The organism is Fibrobacter sp. UWB16 (assembly GCF_900215325.1).
Lineage (GTDB): Bacteria > Fibrobacterota > Fibrobacteria > Fibrobacterales > Fibrobacteraceae > Fibrobacter.
Genome location: NZ_OCMS01000006.1, coordinates 56,921 through 71,897, shown reverse-complemented (window position 1 = coordinate 71,897; position 14,977 = coordinate 56,921). Strand labels below are relative to the sequence as shown.

Genomic DNA, 14,977 nt, shown 5'->3' with positions numbered 1-14,977 from the left:
TGTCTGAATTCTTTTGCCATTTTTGGCGTAACTTTTCAGTCAAGGCGTCGCTTGGATGGAGGCTTTAATGATTGATCGCGAACGGTATCTAAAAAAGATTGTCGATTACATGTGGGATGGCCAGATCAAGGTCATTACAGGTATCAGGCGTTGTGGAAAATCGACGCTCCTGTTCCATCTTTTTTACGACTACCTGTTGAAAAATGGCTCCAGGGCAGAGAACATCATTATGCTTGAACTGGACAAGCGCAAGTTCGCGAAGTTCAGGAACCCGGTAGTCCTTGCCGAATACGTAGAATCGCAAATAAAGGACCGCCGTAAAAAGTATTATCTGTTTATCGACGAAATCCAGTTCTGCTATTCTGTTCCGGATCCCGACAATGCTGGGCACGAAATCACCGTTTACGATTTGTTGAACGAGCTCAAGGACTATGAGAATCTGGATGTCTATGTCACGGGTAGCAACTCGAAGATGCTTTCCAAGGACATCGCGACAGAATTTCGTGGTCGAGCATCGCAAATACACGTTTATCCGCTGAGCTTTGCCGAATTTCACGGGTACAGGGCCGGGCATGTCCGCGACGATTTCGACGCCTATATGCTTTACGGTGGAATGCCTTATTTGCTGAAACTGAAAAACTCGGAGCAGCAAAAGCAGTATCTCGCATCGCTTTTCGATGAAGTCTATATCAAGGATATCGTGGAACGCAACAATGTGGCGCGTTCCGACATTCTTGGAAACATACTGGATAATCTCAGTTCCCAGATAAGTTCCCTTACGAACCCGACCAACATCACGAATGCACTCAAGAGCGTCAAGAACGAAAAATTGAGCGTGAACACCGTGAGCGATTACATTGAACATTGCAAGGATGCCTTTATCGTAAGCGAGGCCAAGCGCTACGATGTCAAGGGCAAGCATTACTTCGATTACCCGAACAAGTATTACTTTACCGATGTGGGGCTGCGCAATGCCCGACTGAATTTCCGTCAGATTGATTCCGGTCACTTGATGGAAAACATTGTCTATAACGAACTCGTTTCGCGAGGCTACTCGGTAGATGTGGGTGTCGTTGTTGACAGGAATAAAGGTGGAAGGGTCCAAAAGGAAATCGACTTTGTGGTAAACCACGGCGACAAGCGTATCTACATCCAGTCGGCTTGGCAGATGAACACCGACGAAAAAATCAAGGCGGAACTCGATTCGCTAAAACTCGCCAAGGATTTCTTCTCGAAAATCATCGTCCAGAACGACATCCCCGAGACATTCCGCGATACGGACGGAATCCTTCACGTGAACCTGATTGAATTTTTGCTGAACCCGGAAATACTCAGATGAAAAAGAACCAGATTGAATTTTCGACGATTGACTTGGTCGGTTCCCTCTTTGTAAGTGACAGTATCGCCCAGATTGCCCAGCGCAAGTGCTCGGCCCAGTCCGAAAAGGACTACAACTTGCCTCCGGGAATCAAGTTCAGTGACCAAACCAGCCGTGCGTTCAGTATCGCGAAGGCGCTCTACGCCGAATATGCGTCAAAGAATGCCTCGTTTGACAGTCTCAAGAATTTCGTCTTCCAGCTTTTCGGTACCGCTCTCGACTATACCGGTATTACCGAGGAACAGCCAGCCGTAATCGGCGGCGTGAAATACCCGGTGACGACCTACGTGACGCCAAATGTTCCGCTTGTTATTGTGCCAGCAGACCTCTCGCTCGACATGGCCGATGCCCGTTTCACCATCGAAGGCGTGACTAGCCGCAAAAAGAGCGGCTATGCGCTTGCCCAGATGTTCCTGAACGCAATTGAACCTTGCACATGGGCGATTGTCACCAACGGGCGTGAACTCCGATTGCTCCGCGATTCCGAAAGCCTTGTCCGTCCTAGCTACCTCTCGTTCAATATCGAATCCATCCTCAAGGAAGACCGTTACCCTGATTTCGTGGCGTTCTGGTGCTTTATGCAGGCAAGCCGCGTGAACGTATGGGAACAGTGGCGTACCGAAGGCATCTTGCAGGGGACGCGCGTGCGCGAAGGTCTGCGTACCGGAGTGACGAATGCTCTCCTATACCTTGGCGCCGGATTCCTCAAGACTGAAGGCCCCGGCAACAATGTGCTTCTGAACTCCCTTGCCGAAGGCAAGCGCCCGGACGGTGCTCCCTATACCGTTCAGGTGTTCTACAAGGCGCTACTCCGTGAAGTTTACCGATTCCTCTTCCTTAGCACTATCGAGGAACGTGGCCTGATTTTTGCTCATCCCAGCGAATCCGGCACCGACGCGGAACTTGAACCCAGATTCCGCAACGCCCATCGGCTCTACTGGACCGGCTACAGCGTCCACCGCTTGGCCGAACGCGCCAAGAAGGCTATCCGTACCGACCGCTATACCGACCTGTGGCACGGCGTGAAGGTGGTCTATAAGGCATTCCAGGAAGGTAACGACAATCTGGACTTGATGCCGCTTGGAGGTCTGTTCAAGGCCGACCAGTGTCCGCTACTGGATGCGTGCGAACTCGATAACGAACACTTGATGAAGGCCATCCGTCAGCTTCGTTGGAACGATATCGACGACGTGAAGACCTTCACCGATTATCGCAACATGGGCACCGAAGAGTTCGGCTCCGTTTACGAGAGCCTGTTGGAACTAGTGCCCCATGTGGATTTACAGGCCAAGACGTTCAGTTTCGTGGGCGTGGGCGACGAAGACGGCATTATCGAAGACGGATCGACCAAGGGTAACGCCCGTAAGCTCAGTGGTAGCTACTATACCGATGCAAGCCTTGTGCAGAGCCTCGTCAAGACGGCTCTTGAACCCGCCATCGAAGCGAAGCTCAAGGCCGAAGAAGACCTTGCCCGTAAGGAAAAACGCGAACCGGACTACGAACGCGCCATCCTTGATTTCCGTATGATTGACGCTGGCAGCGGTTCTGGGCATTTTTTGCTTGCCGGTAGCCGCCGCTTGGCTGAAGTCCTCAGCGAAAAGCGTCTCGAAAAGACGGGGGAAAGCGCGACCGCCGAAACCTACCGCAAGGCGCTTCGCGACGTGATTACCAACTGCATTTACGGCGTGGACCTGAATGAAATGGCCGTGGAACTGGCTCGCACCGCGCTCTGGCTCGAAGGTTACGAACCGGGCAAACCGTTGGAGTTCCTGAATCACCATATCAAGCAGGGAAACTCGCTTGTAGGCGTATTTGACCTCAAGGTACTGAATGACGGAATCCCCGCGGCTGCGTACACGGCATTAATTGGCGATGACAAGGCCGTATGTACGGCGACTAAGAAGACGAATGACTCCCAGTCGGGTAAAAAGTCGCAGCAGAGTTTCCTTAAGAAGGCGAAACCTCTATCTAATGAAAGGCTGGCTAAGCTTACTCGCGATATAGAGGCATTGCCTAATGACAACTTGGCAAGTGAAGAGCGTAAACGTGCGCTTTATGAGAAACTCCTAAATGATGCGGACTACATTAGGAATCGTGCTGCTTGCGATCTCTATACGGCGGCATTCTTCGCTAAAAAGACGGATCCGTTGACGATTCCGACCAGCGAAGATGTTTACGACGTAATGAACGACCTTGCAGAAACCAAACAAGGAGTCCGTGAACTTGCTGCCAAACTGAGCGAAGAATACTCATTCTTCCATTGGCCGGTGGAGTTCCCGGAAGTGTTCGCTAAGGGCGGCTTCGATTGCGTAGTGGGTAACCCACCGTGGGAGGTATCGCAGTTAAAGGAAGTTGAATTTTTCGCGAACCTTTTGCCAGAAATTGCTATGTTAAATGGTAATGATCGAAAAATAGCAATAGATCAGCTGAAAAAAGACCGGCCGCATATATACGAGCTGTATGAAATAAGAAAACATGCTTTAGAAGCGGAGAACACCTATTATGGAAATAGTGGCCGTTTCCCGTTGACATCGTTTGGAAAGGTGAATCTTTATTCAAAATTTGCTGAATTAAATTATCGTCTCCGTAATGAACGAGGAACTACTGGTTTTGTATGTCCATCCGGAATTGCCACAGATGATTCAACTAAGGCGTTCTTTGGTGAAATAGCCTCCAAAGGAAAACTTCATAGCCTTTATGATTTCGAAAATAAGGAAGGCATATTCCCCAATGTGCATCGAATGTTCAAGTTCTGCTTGCTGACGATTGCAGCCGGGAATACGCCGGGCGACTTTGCATTCTTCCTCAAGAATGTACCCGAACTCGAAGACAAACGACGCCATTTCTCGATGACGGCGGATGACTTTGACTTGATTAACCCGAATACGCACACATGCCCCGTGTTCCGAAGTCAGGAAGATGCCGAACTTGCGAAGAAGATATATCGCAAGGCGGGCGTTTTTATTCGTGAATCTGATGATAAGAACGGAAATCCGTGGAATATCAAATTCCAACAGATGTATAACATGACATCGGCAAGTGATCTCTTTGCAAAGGTTTCAGGGGAAGGGGCTGATGGGAAAATGATGCTACCTTTGTATGAACCTAAAATGATGCATCAGATGGATCATCGTTGGGCAACATTTGTTAATGGGAAAACAGTTGATATTTCGTTAGTGCAAAAGGCTGATGTGGGTTTCGTGGTTCAACCAGAATATTGGGTGCCATATACCGAAACAGTGCTGCGATCAACCACCCTAGATTCCTCTGTAGTCTCCGCTTTGCGTAAAGAAGATGGACAAAAGCTCCGTGAACTTTGCCTGCATTTTGCTATGACGGAAACGGATGCTGATTTGCAGAAAGTTTATCTTGATGCCACCAAAAGCGATGATATTGTGCAGAAACTGCTCAATGCTACTGAAAAATATTGCCCAAAGTATCTAATGGGATGGCGAGGCGTAACCAATGCCATGAACGAAAGAACGATGATTGCGTCAGTAATGCCTTTTTGCGGAGTTGGACATAATACTCAATTATTGTCATCGTTCAGTCAAGGTGCTGTTATGATGTCTTGCTTGTTAGCGAATTTCAATGCTTTGCCGTTTGATTTTGTATCACGTACAAAAATAGGCGGGTCATACGCAACAATGTTTGTGACGAAACAGTTACCTGTTCTTCCTCCGGCCGCATTCACTGAAACTGCCATCAACTTTATCGTCCCGCGTGTATTCGCCCTGACCTATACCGCTACCGATATCGTCGAATGGGCTCGTGCTCTCTGGAACGACGCTAGCGTGGACCTCCGCAAGCTCATAATTGCCCAGCACAAGGATTTGCCAACCGGCACCGACATCAATGCCCTTGCCGCCTCCGACTTCGATCCGGCCTCTATTCCGCCCATCGTCTTCGAAGACTCGCACAGAGCGGGGCTTCGCGCCGAACTCGACGCCTACTTCGCAAAACTCTACGGCTTAAGCCGCCGCGACCTCGAATACATCCTCGACCCCAAAACCGTCATGGGCGACGATTACCCCAGCGAAACCTTCCGCGTCCTCCGCGACGCCGAACTCTCAACCTACGGCGAATACCGCACCCAACGCCTCGTCCTCGAAGCCTGGGATAAGATGAATTAAAACAAGGAACTAGAAAATGATTTTGTTGCAAGATTTATTTCAACCAAGACTGTTTGAAGAATATATTGATAAGGATATTGAATACGAGTATCGTCGTTTTCAAGAAGAGTCTCACTATTTAAAGAATGAAGATGATTGGGAAGGACTCGAAAATCTTGGCAAACAATACTATCAGTCGTCTAAATGTAAACTATTTGTTTTTCTTTCCCATAGTCATAGTGATTTACAATATACGATGGGGCTAATTTCTTTTCTAAGAAATAGATATAATGTATATGTTTATATAGATAGCGAAGATAAATCTCTCCCTTTAAGAACTTCTATAAAAACAGCTCAGGTGATAAAGAAAAAGATCAAGACGTGTGATAGATTCTTATTCCTGGCATCTAATGGAGCAATAGCATCAAAATGGTGCAACTGGGAACTTGGAATGGGCGATGTACAAAAGCTTCCTGATAACCTGGCGTTCCTTGCATGGCATGACACTCAGATTGCTCGCCAAAATTATAGAGGGAATGAGTATATGGAAATATATCCGTTTATCGTCTATTGTGAAGGTGATGGAAGTGGAAATATAAATGAGCAGGATGTGTTTAATCCTGAAAATTTTTTTCATGAGGAAATAGAATCGAACTCCGGATTTAAGAACTTGAATGTTCCAAAGCAGCGTGGGTGGTACGTGAGATTTAAAAAGAATGGTACATTTACTTATATACCGTTATCAAAGTGGCTTTCGTAAATGGGTAAGAAAATATTCATATCGTACAAGTACGCGGATGATGACGTTTGTCCGCTTAAAGACCCATTGCCCGAAATGTTTGAACATACTACTGTTCGTGACTATGTTGACCTGTTGCAGCGGTATTTCAATCAGACAGATGATGTCAATAAGGCCGAGCGTGATGGCGAAGATTTGTCGAATTACGATGAAAATACAATCTGGGAAATGTTAAAAGACCGTATTTTCGATAGTTCGACCACAATTCTATTGATATCTCCGAATATGAAGGAACCCCATAGAAGGGATTCGTCGCAGTGGATTCCCTGGGAAATTTCGTATTCGCTTCGTCGAGTGACTAGAGATGAACGGACTAGTCAATCTAATGCCATCTTGGCAGTAGTCCTTCCTGACAGGCGCGGTTCATATTCGTATTATTTGAATGAAAGTTCGTGCAATTATAATTGCAGCTGTACGAGATACAATAATAATGTGACATTCGATATCGTTGCGAAGAATATGTTCAATCGTAAGCGTGTAAACGCCTCCCGATGCTTGAATGGCGTTGTTATTCTTAGCGGTGAATCCTCGTATATCAAAGTTGTAAAGTGGGCTGATTTTGCGAAAGATCCGCAGAGCTATATCGATACAGCAGCGTATATTATGGAAAATATTGAAGACTATAACATTTCAGTGGAGGTTTAAAGATGCTTCAAGCAGAACAATTGACAGCGTTTCATAAGGAACTTGATCTGATTCAAGATTGTATAAAGAGAATGGCGAGCAACTCCTTTTTAATAAAGGGCTGGACCATTACATATATTGGAGGTATTTTGGCTTTGTTCAACGGGAAATTATCCGTGTTGCTACTTGCTGTTATTATCTTGTTGGGGGTGACGGCTTTTTGGTATCTTGATGCATTCTTTTTGCAAACGGAAAGGGCGTATAGAGAAATGTACAAAGAAGTCGTTTTGCTTAGGTCTAAGGGAAATTTTGATAATCAATACAGTTTAGATCCGAATCCGTATAAGAAGCGTGTTGGTTCTCGAATTGATACTGCGTTGGCTAAAACATTATGGCCACTTTATGGAATTCCTTTTGTTATAGCCTTTGTTACTTGCGTTTTTCAAATAGGAACGAAAATTAGTTTTGTAGTTTGTTGTTGTCCTTGTAATTGTTGAGTTATGCTTTGATGTATAAAGGTGAGAGTGATGACTCCAATAAAAAGACAAGTATTCTTTAGCTTTGAATACGATGCTGATGCGTGGCGAGCAAACCAAGTTCGCAATATGGGAATTGTAGATCAATCCTCTACATTCACAGATAATGATTGGGAAAAAGTAAAGGGTAGTGAACTGACCATTAAACGATGGATTAATTCGCAGTTAAAAATGCGTTCTTGTTTAATTGTTCTTATTGGTGAAACAACATTTACGCGTCCTTGGGTGGATTATGAAATTCAAAAGGCCTACGAATTAGAAAAGGGTATTGTTGGCGTTTATGTTCATAAATTGAAAGATTCTGACGGCAATCAATCCGAAAAAGGTTTGAATCCATTGGATTTTAATTATACTGATGATGGAGAACCTTTGTCTCAATATGTGCGCACATTTAATTCTAGGTGTGTTACAAGTGTTGGTGTGTATCGAGATATTGAAGACAACTTGTCCGATTTAATTGAAGAGGCTATCGAAAACGCGGGAACCTATTAACAATACTATGACCTTCACTGAACGGGAACTGATTAAAAAGGCTGGTGACGATTCGGGCTGGAGCATCGTGGAATCCGATGGCTTGGATTCCGTCACTCTTGGTAGCGCCTCGCATAACGAGCGTGCCACTATCAAGTGTTGCGACCACGAAATGGATGTGACCTTTACAGCTCCGTTCAATGAATCGGAACTCCATGTCGGAGGTGCTTTCGATGTTGTTGGATCTCAAAAAATCATAGTGCAAGAACGTGAGTATGAGTCGCTTCGCCGTGTACTGCACCGCATGCAAGAGCTGTTCATTGCATTGCCGCCGACACCAATTGAAATATATAATACGCGTTGGCGACAAATTGTCGCTGGAGGCCTACCTGCAACCGAAACCGAGGAAACCGTCAAACAGCGTGTCGGCCAAGATGTATATCGCGAAGCCCTAATGAACTACTGGAAAGGTGCGTGTGCCGTCACTAACAGCATTATTCCAGAAATCCTTCGTGCTAGCCATGCAAGGCCATGGAATGAATGTACCTCTGCTGAAGAACGCCTCGATGTGTATAACGGATTCTTATTGAGTGCCAATCTGGACGCACTCTTTGACAAGGGGCTAATCACCTTTGACGATAACGGCTGCATTATGCTATCGTCTCAGCTGAATGAATCTAATCTGAAAAGGGTAGGCATTTATCCCGATATGCGTCTTCGCTGGATAGACGCCCATCACTTGCCATATCTGAAATACCACCGCGAACACGTGTGGAAGGGATAGAGTATGCCAGAATTTTTTGAAGGTTTCAATGATTCGACCAAAGCCAAGCTTAGTATATATAAAGCGTATATCAAAAGATATCTCAAGGTATTAAGTAAAGCGTATAAACTGCCCTGGAATAAAAAAGATCGAATTTATATAGCTGATTTGTTTGCTGGCCCTGGCGAAGATGAAAATGGAAATCCTGGTAGTCCAAAGATATTGATGGACTATCTTTCGCAAACATTCTTGGATGGATTGCGTGTGAAGATTTGCTTTAATGAGATGAACCCCGAAAACTTCAAAAAATTGAATGCTTTAGTTGCAGAACACAAAATTCAAAAGACAAGTTGGGTAAAGATAAATGTTCAGAATCAGGATTATTCCGATTTTCTTCCTCTAATAATTGAAAATCATAAAACGCATAATTATTTCAAAAGGTTTTTCTTTATAGACCCTTTTGGTTATAAGAGTATACATCTTAATGATATAAAGAAAATTTTAAGTGATGGGGATACGGAACTTTTGCTTTTTTTACCCTTATCTCATATTTACCGATTTAAAAGTAATGAAGGTGAGACCAATGCCGTAAAGACTTTTTTAGAAGAATTCATCTCTGTACCGGAACTATATACAATAAAAAGCGATGTAGCCTTTCTTAGAAATATTTTAGATACCCTTCGAAACAAATTGAAGGTTTTTGTAGATAGTTTCATTATCCAAGATAATGCTGGTAAGGGACATAATTGTTTGATTTATTTTTCTAGTAACCGTAAAGGGTTGGAAAAATTTGTTGAAGCGAAATGGGAAATAGACAAGGAAGAAGGAACTGGATATGATAAGAGAAACCAAGGGCAAGAATCATTTCTTGAATCATTCTTTAGGGATCGTCTAGAAGATAAATTGATATCCTACTTAAAAACAGGTTCAAAAACAAATATACAGATTCGAGATTTTTGCTTTGAACATGGTTCCATGCCTAAGCATGGTAATGCGGCATTGAGAAAATTTGCCGAACAAGGGAAAATTCAAGTTTGTGCATACGATGAATCTAAAAAAATTAGACAGAATGCATTTTATCTTGATGATGATAAAATGGAAAGAATATATGTCAAGGCTATCTAGATGAAGACTACGAAGATTGAATGGACTGATCAGACATGGAATCCGGTTACAGGGTGTGACCGTTTATCTGAAGGTTGTGCAAATTGTTATGCGGCTACCATGTCTTTGCGTTTGCAGAATATGGGGCTTGATAAGTACAAAAACGGCTTTGATGTTACAGTACACGAAGAATCCTTAGATGAACCTCTTCATTGGCGTTATCCCAGCAATATCTTTGTATGCTCCATGAGCGACTTGTTCAATGAAAAAGTCCCTTTTACTTTTATTGATAAGGTTTTCAAAACAATCAAGAAGGCCACGAACCACCGTTTCCAAATTCTCACGAAAAGAGCGGAACGAATGGAAGAGTTTTTTAAAACTCGAAGTGTGCCGGATAATGCTTGGATTGGAGTAACTGTTGAAAATGCTGTTCGTAAAAGTCGTATAGCAGTATTGCGTAAAATAAATGCCAAAGTTCGCTTTCTTTCTTGCGAGCCCTTGTTGAGTGACCTTGGTGAAATAAACCTTGATGGAATCCATTGGGTTATTGTTGGAGGCGAAAGCGGCCCTAAGGCAAGGCTGATGCAAAAAGCATGGGTTGAAAATATCCAGAAACAAGCTTCGGAACAGAATGTTGCGTTCTTCTTTAAACAGTGGGGTGCATGGGGCGTTGATGGTGTTCGCCGTTCCAAGAAGGAAAATGGAAAACTTTTAAATGGGAAAATTTACCAAGCAATGCCAAAGGTGTGATAAGAAGAGTTTGAAAAGTTTAGGAACTAAATTTTTTAAATTCTCCCTATGCGCATCCCATTTCATTCCTCTTTCTTTATCACCTCTCTTTTCTTCCTCCTCTTGGCTTGTTCCGAGTCCTTCACGGATTCGCGTGACGGGCAGAGTTATGATGTTGTGAAGATTGGCGATCTCACGTGGATGGCGGAAAATCTGAATTACGAAACGGAAACAAGTGCTTGCCCAGATGGTGATACTCGCAATTGCAAACGGTTGGGGCGGCTCTATACATGGGCGGAGGCGAAAACGATTTGCCCTGAGGGATGGCGCCTCCCAACGAAGGCGGACTTTGCGGCACTCATTTCTGCGGTGAATCTCGCAACTTCTGGGGATGCCGCGACGTCTCGTGCTGGCAATTCCGGCGTGGTCCCGAATAAAGTTGGCGCGGCTTTAAAGGCAAAGGATGGTTGGTTCAAAAAAAGGTAACGGCTCCGATGAATTCGGATTCAACGCGCTCCCGGCGGGATATCGCAGCGCTGTTTTGAAAGCAGATGATGGTGCAATTACGGGTGGCAAGTTCGATGGCTTTGGCGGTTACGCGTATTTTTGGAGCGCGACCGAAGATCCTGAAAATCCAGAATCGAATGCGTATTATTTGTTCTTGTCGTTCAGCAGTGATGCTGCGAGTTTGAATGCGTTCGCGAAAGAGGACTATCGTTCTGTGCGCTGTGTCCGGTAAAATCCGCGCATTGGTGTCAACAAAATAATCCTATTTGTAAAATTTTCCCACACCCCTTGCCACATCTGGCGATATTAGGTACATTAATGCAGCACGTGATTCTCTGTCAAATGGAGAATCGCGTCTTTTTTTATTCTGGGTTTCTGGAATAAGGGGACGCCTCAACAGCCCAATGGAGGCGTAATGAACAAAGAAAATCATCTTGTTGAATACAAGCGCGAATTGTCCGAAACCTTTGAGCGTTCTGTAATCGCTTTTTTGAATTCTACAGGTGGACACATCTATATTGGAGTCAATGACGATGGCTCTGTATATGGCGTAAAGGATATAGACCATGTGCAGCGTCAAGTGGCTGATAGAATTTTGAACAATATCAAGCCGAATGCTATTGGGCTCTTTGAAGTCGTGACGGAGGAAAAAGACGACAAGGGTATTGTTCATGTGGCGATTTCTGGTGGTCCCGAAAAGCCGTATTACCTGAAAAAAGCTGGTATGACGTCCGAAGGTTGCTTTATGCGTGTGGGGAGTTCAGTCCATGGAATGAGCGAAAAGATGATTCTAGAGACTTTCGCCTCTCGCGCAAAGATTTCTCTTGCTAGAATTCCGGCCCCGCGGCAGGATTTGACATTTAGCCAGTTGAAAATTTACTACGAAGAAAGTAAAAAGCCCTTGAATAGTCAATTTGCCAAGACTCTAGAATTGCTTACTCCCGATGGGAGATACAATTACAACGCTTATCTCCTTGCTGATGAAAACGGTGTGTCGATAAAGGTGGCGCGGTACAAAGGCGCGGACAAGTACGACCTTATTGAAAATGAAGAGTTTGGCTATTGTAGTATTATCAAGGCTGTAAAATCGGTGCTCACGCGATTGAAAGTGGCGAACATTACTCATGCAAAAATCACTCCTATGGAGCGTATCGAAAAGCCTTTGGTTGATCCGGTTGCCTTGCGTGAGGCTGTAATCAATGCAGTCGTTCATAATGATTACACAAAAGAGGTTCCGCCCCTGTTTGAGATTTTTTCTGACAGGATGGAAATAACGAACTACGGTGGGTTAGTGGAAGGCCTTTCGAAAGAAGATTTCTTCAACTGTTGCTCGATGCCGCGCAATCGCGAACTTATGCGTATTTTCCATGATTTAGATATGGTCGAACAGCTTGGGAGCGGTATGCGGCGTATTCTGCGCTCCTATGACGAAAAAGCTTTTTCGTTTACGGATCATTTCATGCGGACTTCGTTCTATTTTGAAGGTCAACAGCGGTTGGGTGATAAGTTGGGTGATAGGATAAATGATAGGATAAATGATAGGATAAATGATAGGTTAAACGATAGGATAAATCTTACGGAAACAGAATCGCTGATTTACGCAGAAATAAAACGGAATCCGTCTATTACGGTTCCCTTGCTTATGCATGAAACGGGTTATTCCGAACCAACGATTAATAGAACTTTGAAGGCTTTACGGGAAAAATCGTACATTGCCCGCATTGGTTCTCGAAAGAATGGACGTTGGGAAATCTTGCAATAAAGCGGTCTTACAATAAATAATCCATTCTAATATTTCGCATGCTTTCGAATAAATTAGCTTTTAGCGTGGAGCTTCCTTTCGTCAAGCTCTTGATTTCTTCGCGGATGGTCTTGCGGTGGCTTGCTTTCGAGAATTCGCAGGTGCAGGTGAACTTGCGAATGTCTGCGTCTTCGGCGTAGGCGATGATTTCGCTTTCTTCGCAGTAGCAGAGCGGGCGGATAATGCTACACGGGTACTTTTCGTATGGCACCATGGGCGGCATGCCGCTGAACTCGCCCTTGTATAGCATGTTCATCAAAAGCGTTTCGACGATGTCGTCCATGTGGTGGCCGAGTGCAATCTTGTTGAAGTTGTTTTCGCTTGCGAACTTGATGAGTTCCGTGCGGCGCTGCGTGCTGCACCAGTAGCAATTGAGCTTGCGACCTTCCTTGAGGCGCGCTTCTACGGCGACATCCTTAAAGTAAAATGGCACTTGCGGGTATTCTTCTGCCATTCGTTGCAAAAATTCGCGGGGGGCCTTGTCTGCAAAATCGCTTTGGATGTGGATGGCGGCAAGTTCGCATTTTGGCCCGAATTTGCCGAGTCGCGCGGCGAGCTCCATCAACAACACGCTTGAATCCTTGCCACCGCTTGTGGCAATGAGCACGCGGTCTCCGTCTTCAATCAAATTGAAGTCGTGAATAGCTTTCGTGATTTTCTTATTGACTCTCTTGCGTATTTGACTCGACATAATTACTTTATCCAAAACGCGCGCGTTTTTCTTTGCGCGCGGCAGTCCCGATTAATTCTCTCGGCAATTCCGATTAAACTTGGCGCACTTCCATTTGCAGATACATTCCACTAAAAAAGGCTCTCTCGCGAGAGCCCTTAAATCTTTCCGAACTACGATTAGTTGTCGGTGAGGTGCGTCGGCATCAACAAGAACGAGAAGTTCATGTTCTCGCCAACCGGCTCGATGATGCAAGCGCCAAGCGGATTGTTCATCTTCATGATGACTTCTTCGCTCTTGCACATGCCGAGGATTTCTGCGAGGAACTGGCCGTTAAAGCCAATGCAGAAGCTGCCTTCGCCGTTGTGCGTGATAGCGAGTGCTTCGCGAGAATCGCCGCCGACATCCGGGTCCGTTGCGCTGAGTTCGAGGATGTTACCGTCGAACTGCAAGCGGATCTTGCGGGTGCGAGCGTTGGCCATAGAAATCACGCTGCGGATCTTGTTCTGGAATTCCGTGGTGTTGGCCTGTGCGGTACGTTCGAACTGCTGCGGGATCACAGAGCGGTAGCTCGGATACGGTCCTTCGTAGAGCTTCGAGATGACCTGGATGGAACCCGTGTTGAAGAGGATGTGCGTTGCAGACGTGCGGACTTCAACCGTGGAATCGCCCTTAGCCATGTGCAGGATGTGCTGCAAAGCCTTGTGCGGGATGATGACGCCGTTCGAAAGTTCTGCGCCTTCCTGGTCGATGGCGGCGCGGCCCAAACGGTGACCGTCTGTTGCGACCATGGAAATCTTGCCGTCCTTTGCTTCGAGGAACACGCCGTTCAAGCTCAAGCGTGTGGAGTCGGTAGATGTTGCAAACAATGTCTTTTCGGCGAGGAATGCAAGTTCGCTTGCGGCGATGTTCAATGTTTCGCCATTTTCAATTTCCGGGAACGGCGGGAAGTCGTTCGCGTCAAAGCCGATGATGCTTGCCTTACCGCGTTCGCTCCACTGGATCTTCACCAGGTAATCCTGTGCGTCAAAAGTGATGTTCGTGATGCTCGGGTCCACGAGGCTCTTCACTTGATCGAACAGCTTGCGTGCGTTGATGACGACTGCGCCATCACGTTCGCCCTGCACTTCCACCTTGACCCTGATACCGAGGTCGAGGTCTGTAGCGCTCACTTCGAGGAAGTTGCCTTCGAGGCGGAGCGAAAAGTTGTTGAGGATCTGGATGGTGGACTTGTTCGGAACGGCGCTAATTGCCGCTTGCAGTGCATCCTGCAAAACATTCTTCTGGATAGTGAACTTCATTAATTAGCCTCTCTGGATGATCATTGTTCCTACGAAAAACACAACGACAATGATGGCGAGGAGTACGATGACTCGTTTATCCAGCGCGTTTGACTTCTTTGGAACGAATTTTTTGACGTTTTGCTTTGCTCTTCTGCGATCGCTGCGACTCATAGAAAAATCTCCGTTGTTTTATATCGAAA

The 14,977-nt window shown here is 45.5% G+C and carries 15 protein-coding genes; 12 read left to right on the top strand and 3 right to left on the bottom strand.

Annotated features, from left to right (window positions below; genetic code table 11):
* The first annotated feature begins 67 nt into the window (after nucleotides 1-67).
* From CRN95_RS14010 to CRN95_RS13960, 12 genes are all read left to right on the top strand, one after another.
* Nucleotides 68-1,339, top strand: coding sequence for an ATP-binding protein (locus CRN95_RS14010; RefSeq protein WP_088630041.1), 1,272 nt, complete (start codon nucleotides 68-70; stop codon nucleotides 1,337-1,339).
* Entirely contained in the window at nucleotides 1,336-5,511 is a 4,176-nt protein-coding gene (locus CRN95_RS14005; RefSeq protein ID WP_097021248.1) for an Eco57I restriction-modification methylase domain-containing protein, read from the top strand. Before CRN95_RS14010 ends, CRN95_RS14005 begins: the two co-directional genes overlap by 4 nt.
* Before the next feature lie 16 nt (nucleotides 5,512-5,527).
* On the top strand, nucleotides 5,528-6,250 hold the full coding sequence (locus CRN95_RS14000; RefSeq protein ID WP_088630043.1) for a toll/interleukin-1 receptor domain-containing protein: 723 nt from the start codon (nucleotides 5,528-5,530) through the stop codon (nucleotides 6,248-6,250).
* The gene (locus CRN95_RS13995) at nucleotides 6,251-6,934 is read left to right on the top strand and encodes a TIR domain-containing protein (protein WP_088630044.1); all 684 of its coding nucleotides are present in this window, start codon (nucleotides 6,251-6,253) and stop codon (nucleotides 6,932-6,934) included.
* Between the two features lie 2 nt (nucleotides 6,935-6,936).
* Entirely contained in the window at nucleotides 6,937-7,410 is a 474-nt protein-coding gene (locus CRN95_RS13990) for a hypothetical protein (protein ID WP_088630045.1), read from the top strand.
* A 30-nt stretch (nucleotides 7,411-7,440) separates the two neighbouring features.
* Entirely contained in the window at nucleotides 7,441-7,941 is a 501-nt protein-coding gene (locus CRN95_RS13985; RefSeq protein WP_088630046.1) for a TIR domain-containing protein, read from the top strand.
* Between the two features lie 7 nt (nucleotides 7,942-7,948).
* Nucleotides 7,949-8,704 (top strand): HNH endonuclease, encoded by a 756-nt coding sequence (locus CRN95_RS13980; protein ID WP_088630047.1) that lies wholly within the window; start codon nucleotides 7,949-7,951, stop codon nucleotides 8,702-8,704.
* 3 nt (nucleotides 8,705-8,707) lie between these two features.
* The gene (tcmP, locus tag CRN95_RS13975) at nucleotides 8,708-9,808 is read left to right on the top strand and encodes a three-Cys-motif partner protein TcmP (protein ID WP_088630048.1); all 1,101 of its coding nucleotides are present in this window, start codon (nucleotides 8,708-8,710) and stop codon (nucleotides 9,806-9,808) included.
* Complete coding sequence (locus CRN95_RS13970; protein WP_088630049.1) at nucleotides 9,809-10,537, top strand: DUF5131 family protein; 729 nt, start codon at nucleotides 9,809-9,811, stop codon at nucleotides 10,535-10,537.
* A gap of 48 nt (nucleotides 10,538-10,585) precedes the next feature.
* On the top strand, nucleotides 10,586-11,002 hold the full coding sequence (locus tag CRN95_RS15100; protein WP_254917866.1) for an FISUMP domain-containing protein: 417 nt from the start codon (nucleotides 10,586-10,588) through the stop codon (nucleotides 11,000-11,002).
* Nucleotides 10,980-11,255: an FISUMP domain-containing protein gene (locus tag CRN95_RS15095; protein ID WP_254917867.1), complete on the top strand. Its 276-nt coding sequence runs from the start codon at nucleotides 10,980-10,982 to the stop codon at nucleotides 11,253-11,255. Before CRN95_RS15100 ends, CRN95_RS15095 begins: the two co-directional genes overlap by 23 nt.
* 183 nt (nucleotides 11,256-11,438) lie before the next feature.
* Nucleotides 11,439-12,785 carry an RNA-binding domain-containing protein gene (locus tag CRN95_RS13960; RefSeq protein WP_088630050.1) on the top strand — a complete coding sequence of 449 codons (1,347 nt, stop codon included), beginning with the start codon at nucleotides 11,439-11,441 and terminating at the stop codon, nucleotides 12,783-12,785.
* 7 nt (nucleotides 12,786-12,792) lie between these two features.
* Here the strand turns inward: CRN95_RS13960 and CRN95_RS13955 are convergent, their stop codons facing one another.
* From CRN95_RS13955 to CRN95_RS14875, 3 genes are all read right to left on the bottom strand, one after another.
* Nucleotides 12,793-13,515 carry a tRNA 2-thiocytidine biosynthesis TtcA family protein gene (locus CRN95_RS13955; protein ID WP_041260116.1) on the bottom strand — a complete coding sequence of 241 codons (723 nt, stop codon included), beginning with the start codon at nucleotides 13,513-13,515 and terminating at the stop codon, nucleotides 12,793-12,795.
* Between the two features lie 158 nt (nucleotides 13,516-13,673).
* Entirely contained in the window at nucleotides 13,674-14,795 is a 1,122-nt protein-coding gene (gene dnaN, locus CRN95_RS13950) for a DNA polymerase III subunit beta (protein ID WP_014546038.1), read from the bottom strand.
* A 3-nt stretch (nucleotides 14,796-14,798) separates the two neighbouring features.
* Complete coding sequence (locus CRN95_RS14875; RefSeq protein ID WP_159462327.1) at nucleotides 14,799-14,948, bottom strand: hypothetical protein; 150 nt, start codon at nucleotides 14,946-14,948, stop codon at nucleotides 14,799-14,801.
* Nucleotides 14,949-14,977 lie beyond the last annotated feature (29 nt).

Bases quoted from the DNA above. Each gene is read 5' to 3' on its own strand.
- dnaN (WP_014546038.1), bottom strand. From the start codon at position 14,795: ATGAAGTTCACTATCCAGAAGAATGTTTTGCAGGATGCACTGCAAGCG.
- CRN95_RS13995 (WP_088630044.1), top strand. From the start codon at position 6,251: ATGGGTAAGAAAATATTCATATCGTACAAGTACGCGGATGATGACGTT.
- CRN95_RS14010 (WP_088630041.1), top strand. From the start codon at position 68: ATGATTGATCGCGAACGGTATCTAAAAAAGATTGTCGATTACATGTGG.
- CRN95_RS15095 (WP_254917867.1), top strand. From the start codon at position 10,980: ATGGTTGGTTCAAAAAAAGGTAACGGCTCCGATGAATTCGGATTCAAC.
- CRN95_RS13990 (WP_088630045.1), top strand. From the start codon at position 6,937: ATGCTTCAAGCAGAACAATTGACAGCGTTTCATAAGGAACTTGATCTG.
- CRN95_RS14005 (WP_097021248.1), top strand. From the start codon at position 1,336: ATGAAAAAGAACCAGATTGAATTTTCGACGATTGACTTGGTCGGTTCC.
- CRN95_RS13970 (WP_088630049.1), top strand. From the start codon at position 9,809: ATGAAGACTACGAAGATTGAATGGACTGATCAGACATGGAATCCGGTT.
- CRN95_RS13985 (WP_088630046.1), top strand. From the start codon at position 7,441: ATGACTCCAATAAAAAGACAAGTATTCTTTAGCTTTGAATACGATGCT.
- CRN95_RS15100 (WP_254917866.1), top strand. From the start codon at position 10,586: ATGCGCATCCCATTTCATTCCTCTTTCTTTATCACCTCTCTTTTCTTC.
- CRN95_RS13980 (WP_088630047.1), top strand. From the start codon at position 7,949: ATGACCTTCACTGAACGGGAACTGATTAAAAAGGCTGGTGACGATTCG.
- CRN95_RS14000 (WP_088630043.1), top strand. From the start codon at position 5,528: ATGATTTTGTTGCAAGATTTATTTCAACCAAGACTGTTTGAAGAATAT.
- CRN95_RS14875 (WP_159462327.1), bottom strand. From the start codon at position 14,948: ATGAGTCGCAGCGATCGCAGAAGAGCAAAGCAAAACGTCAAAAAATTC.
- CRN95_RS13955 (WP_041260116.1), bottom strand. From the start codon at position 13,515: ATGTCGAGTCAAATACGCAAGAGAGTCAATAAGAAAATCACGAAAGCT.
- tcmP (WP_088630048.1), top strand. From the start codon at position 8,708: ATGCCAGAATTTTTTGAAGGTTTCAATGATTCGACCAAAGCCAAGCTT.
- CRN95_RS13960 (WP_088630050.1), top strand. From the start codon at position 11,439: ATGAACAAAGAAAATCATCTTGTTGAATACAAGCGCGAATTGTCCGAA.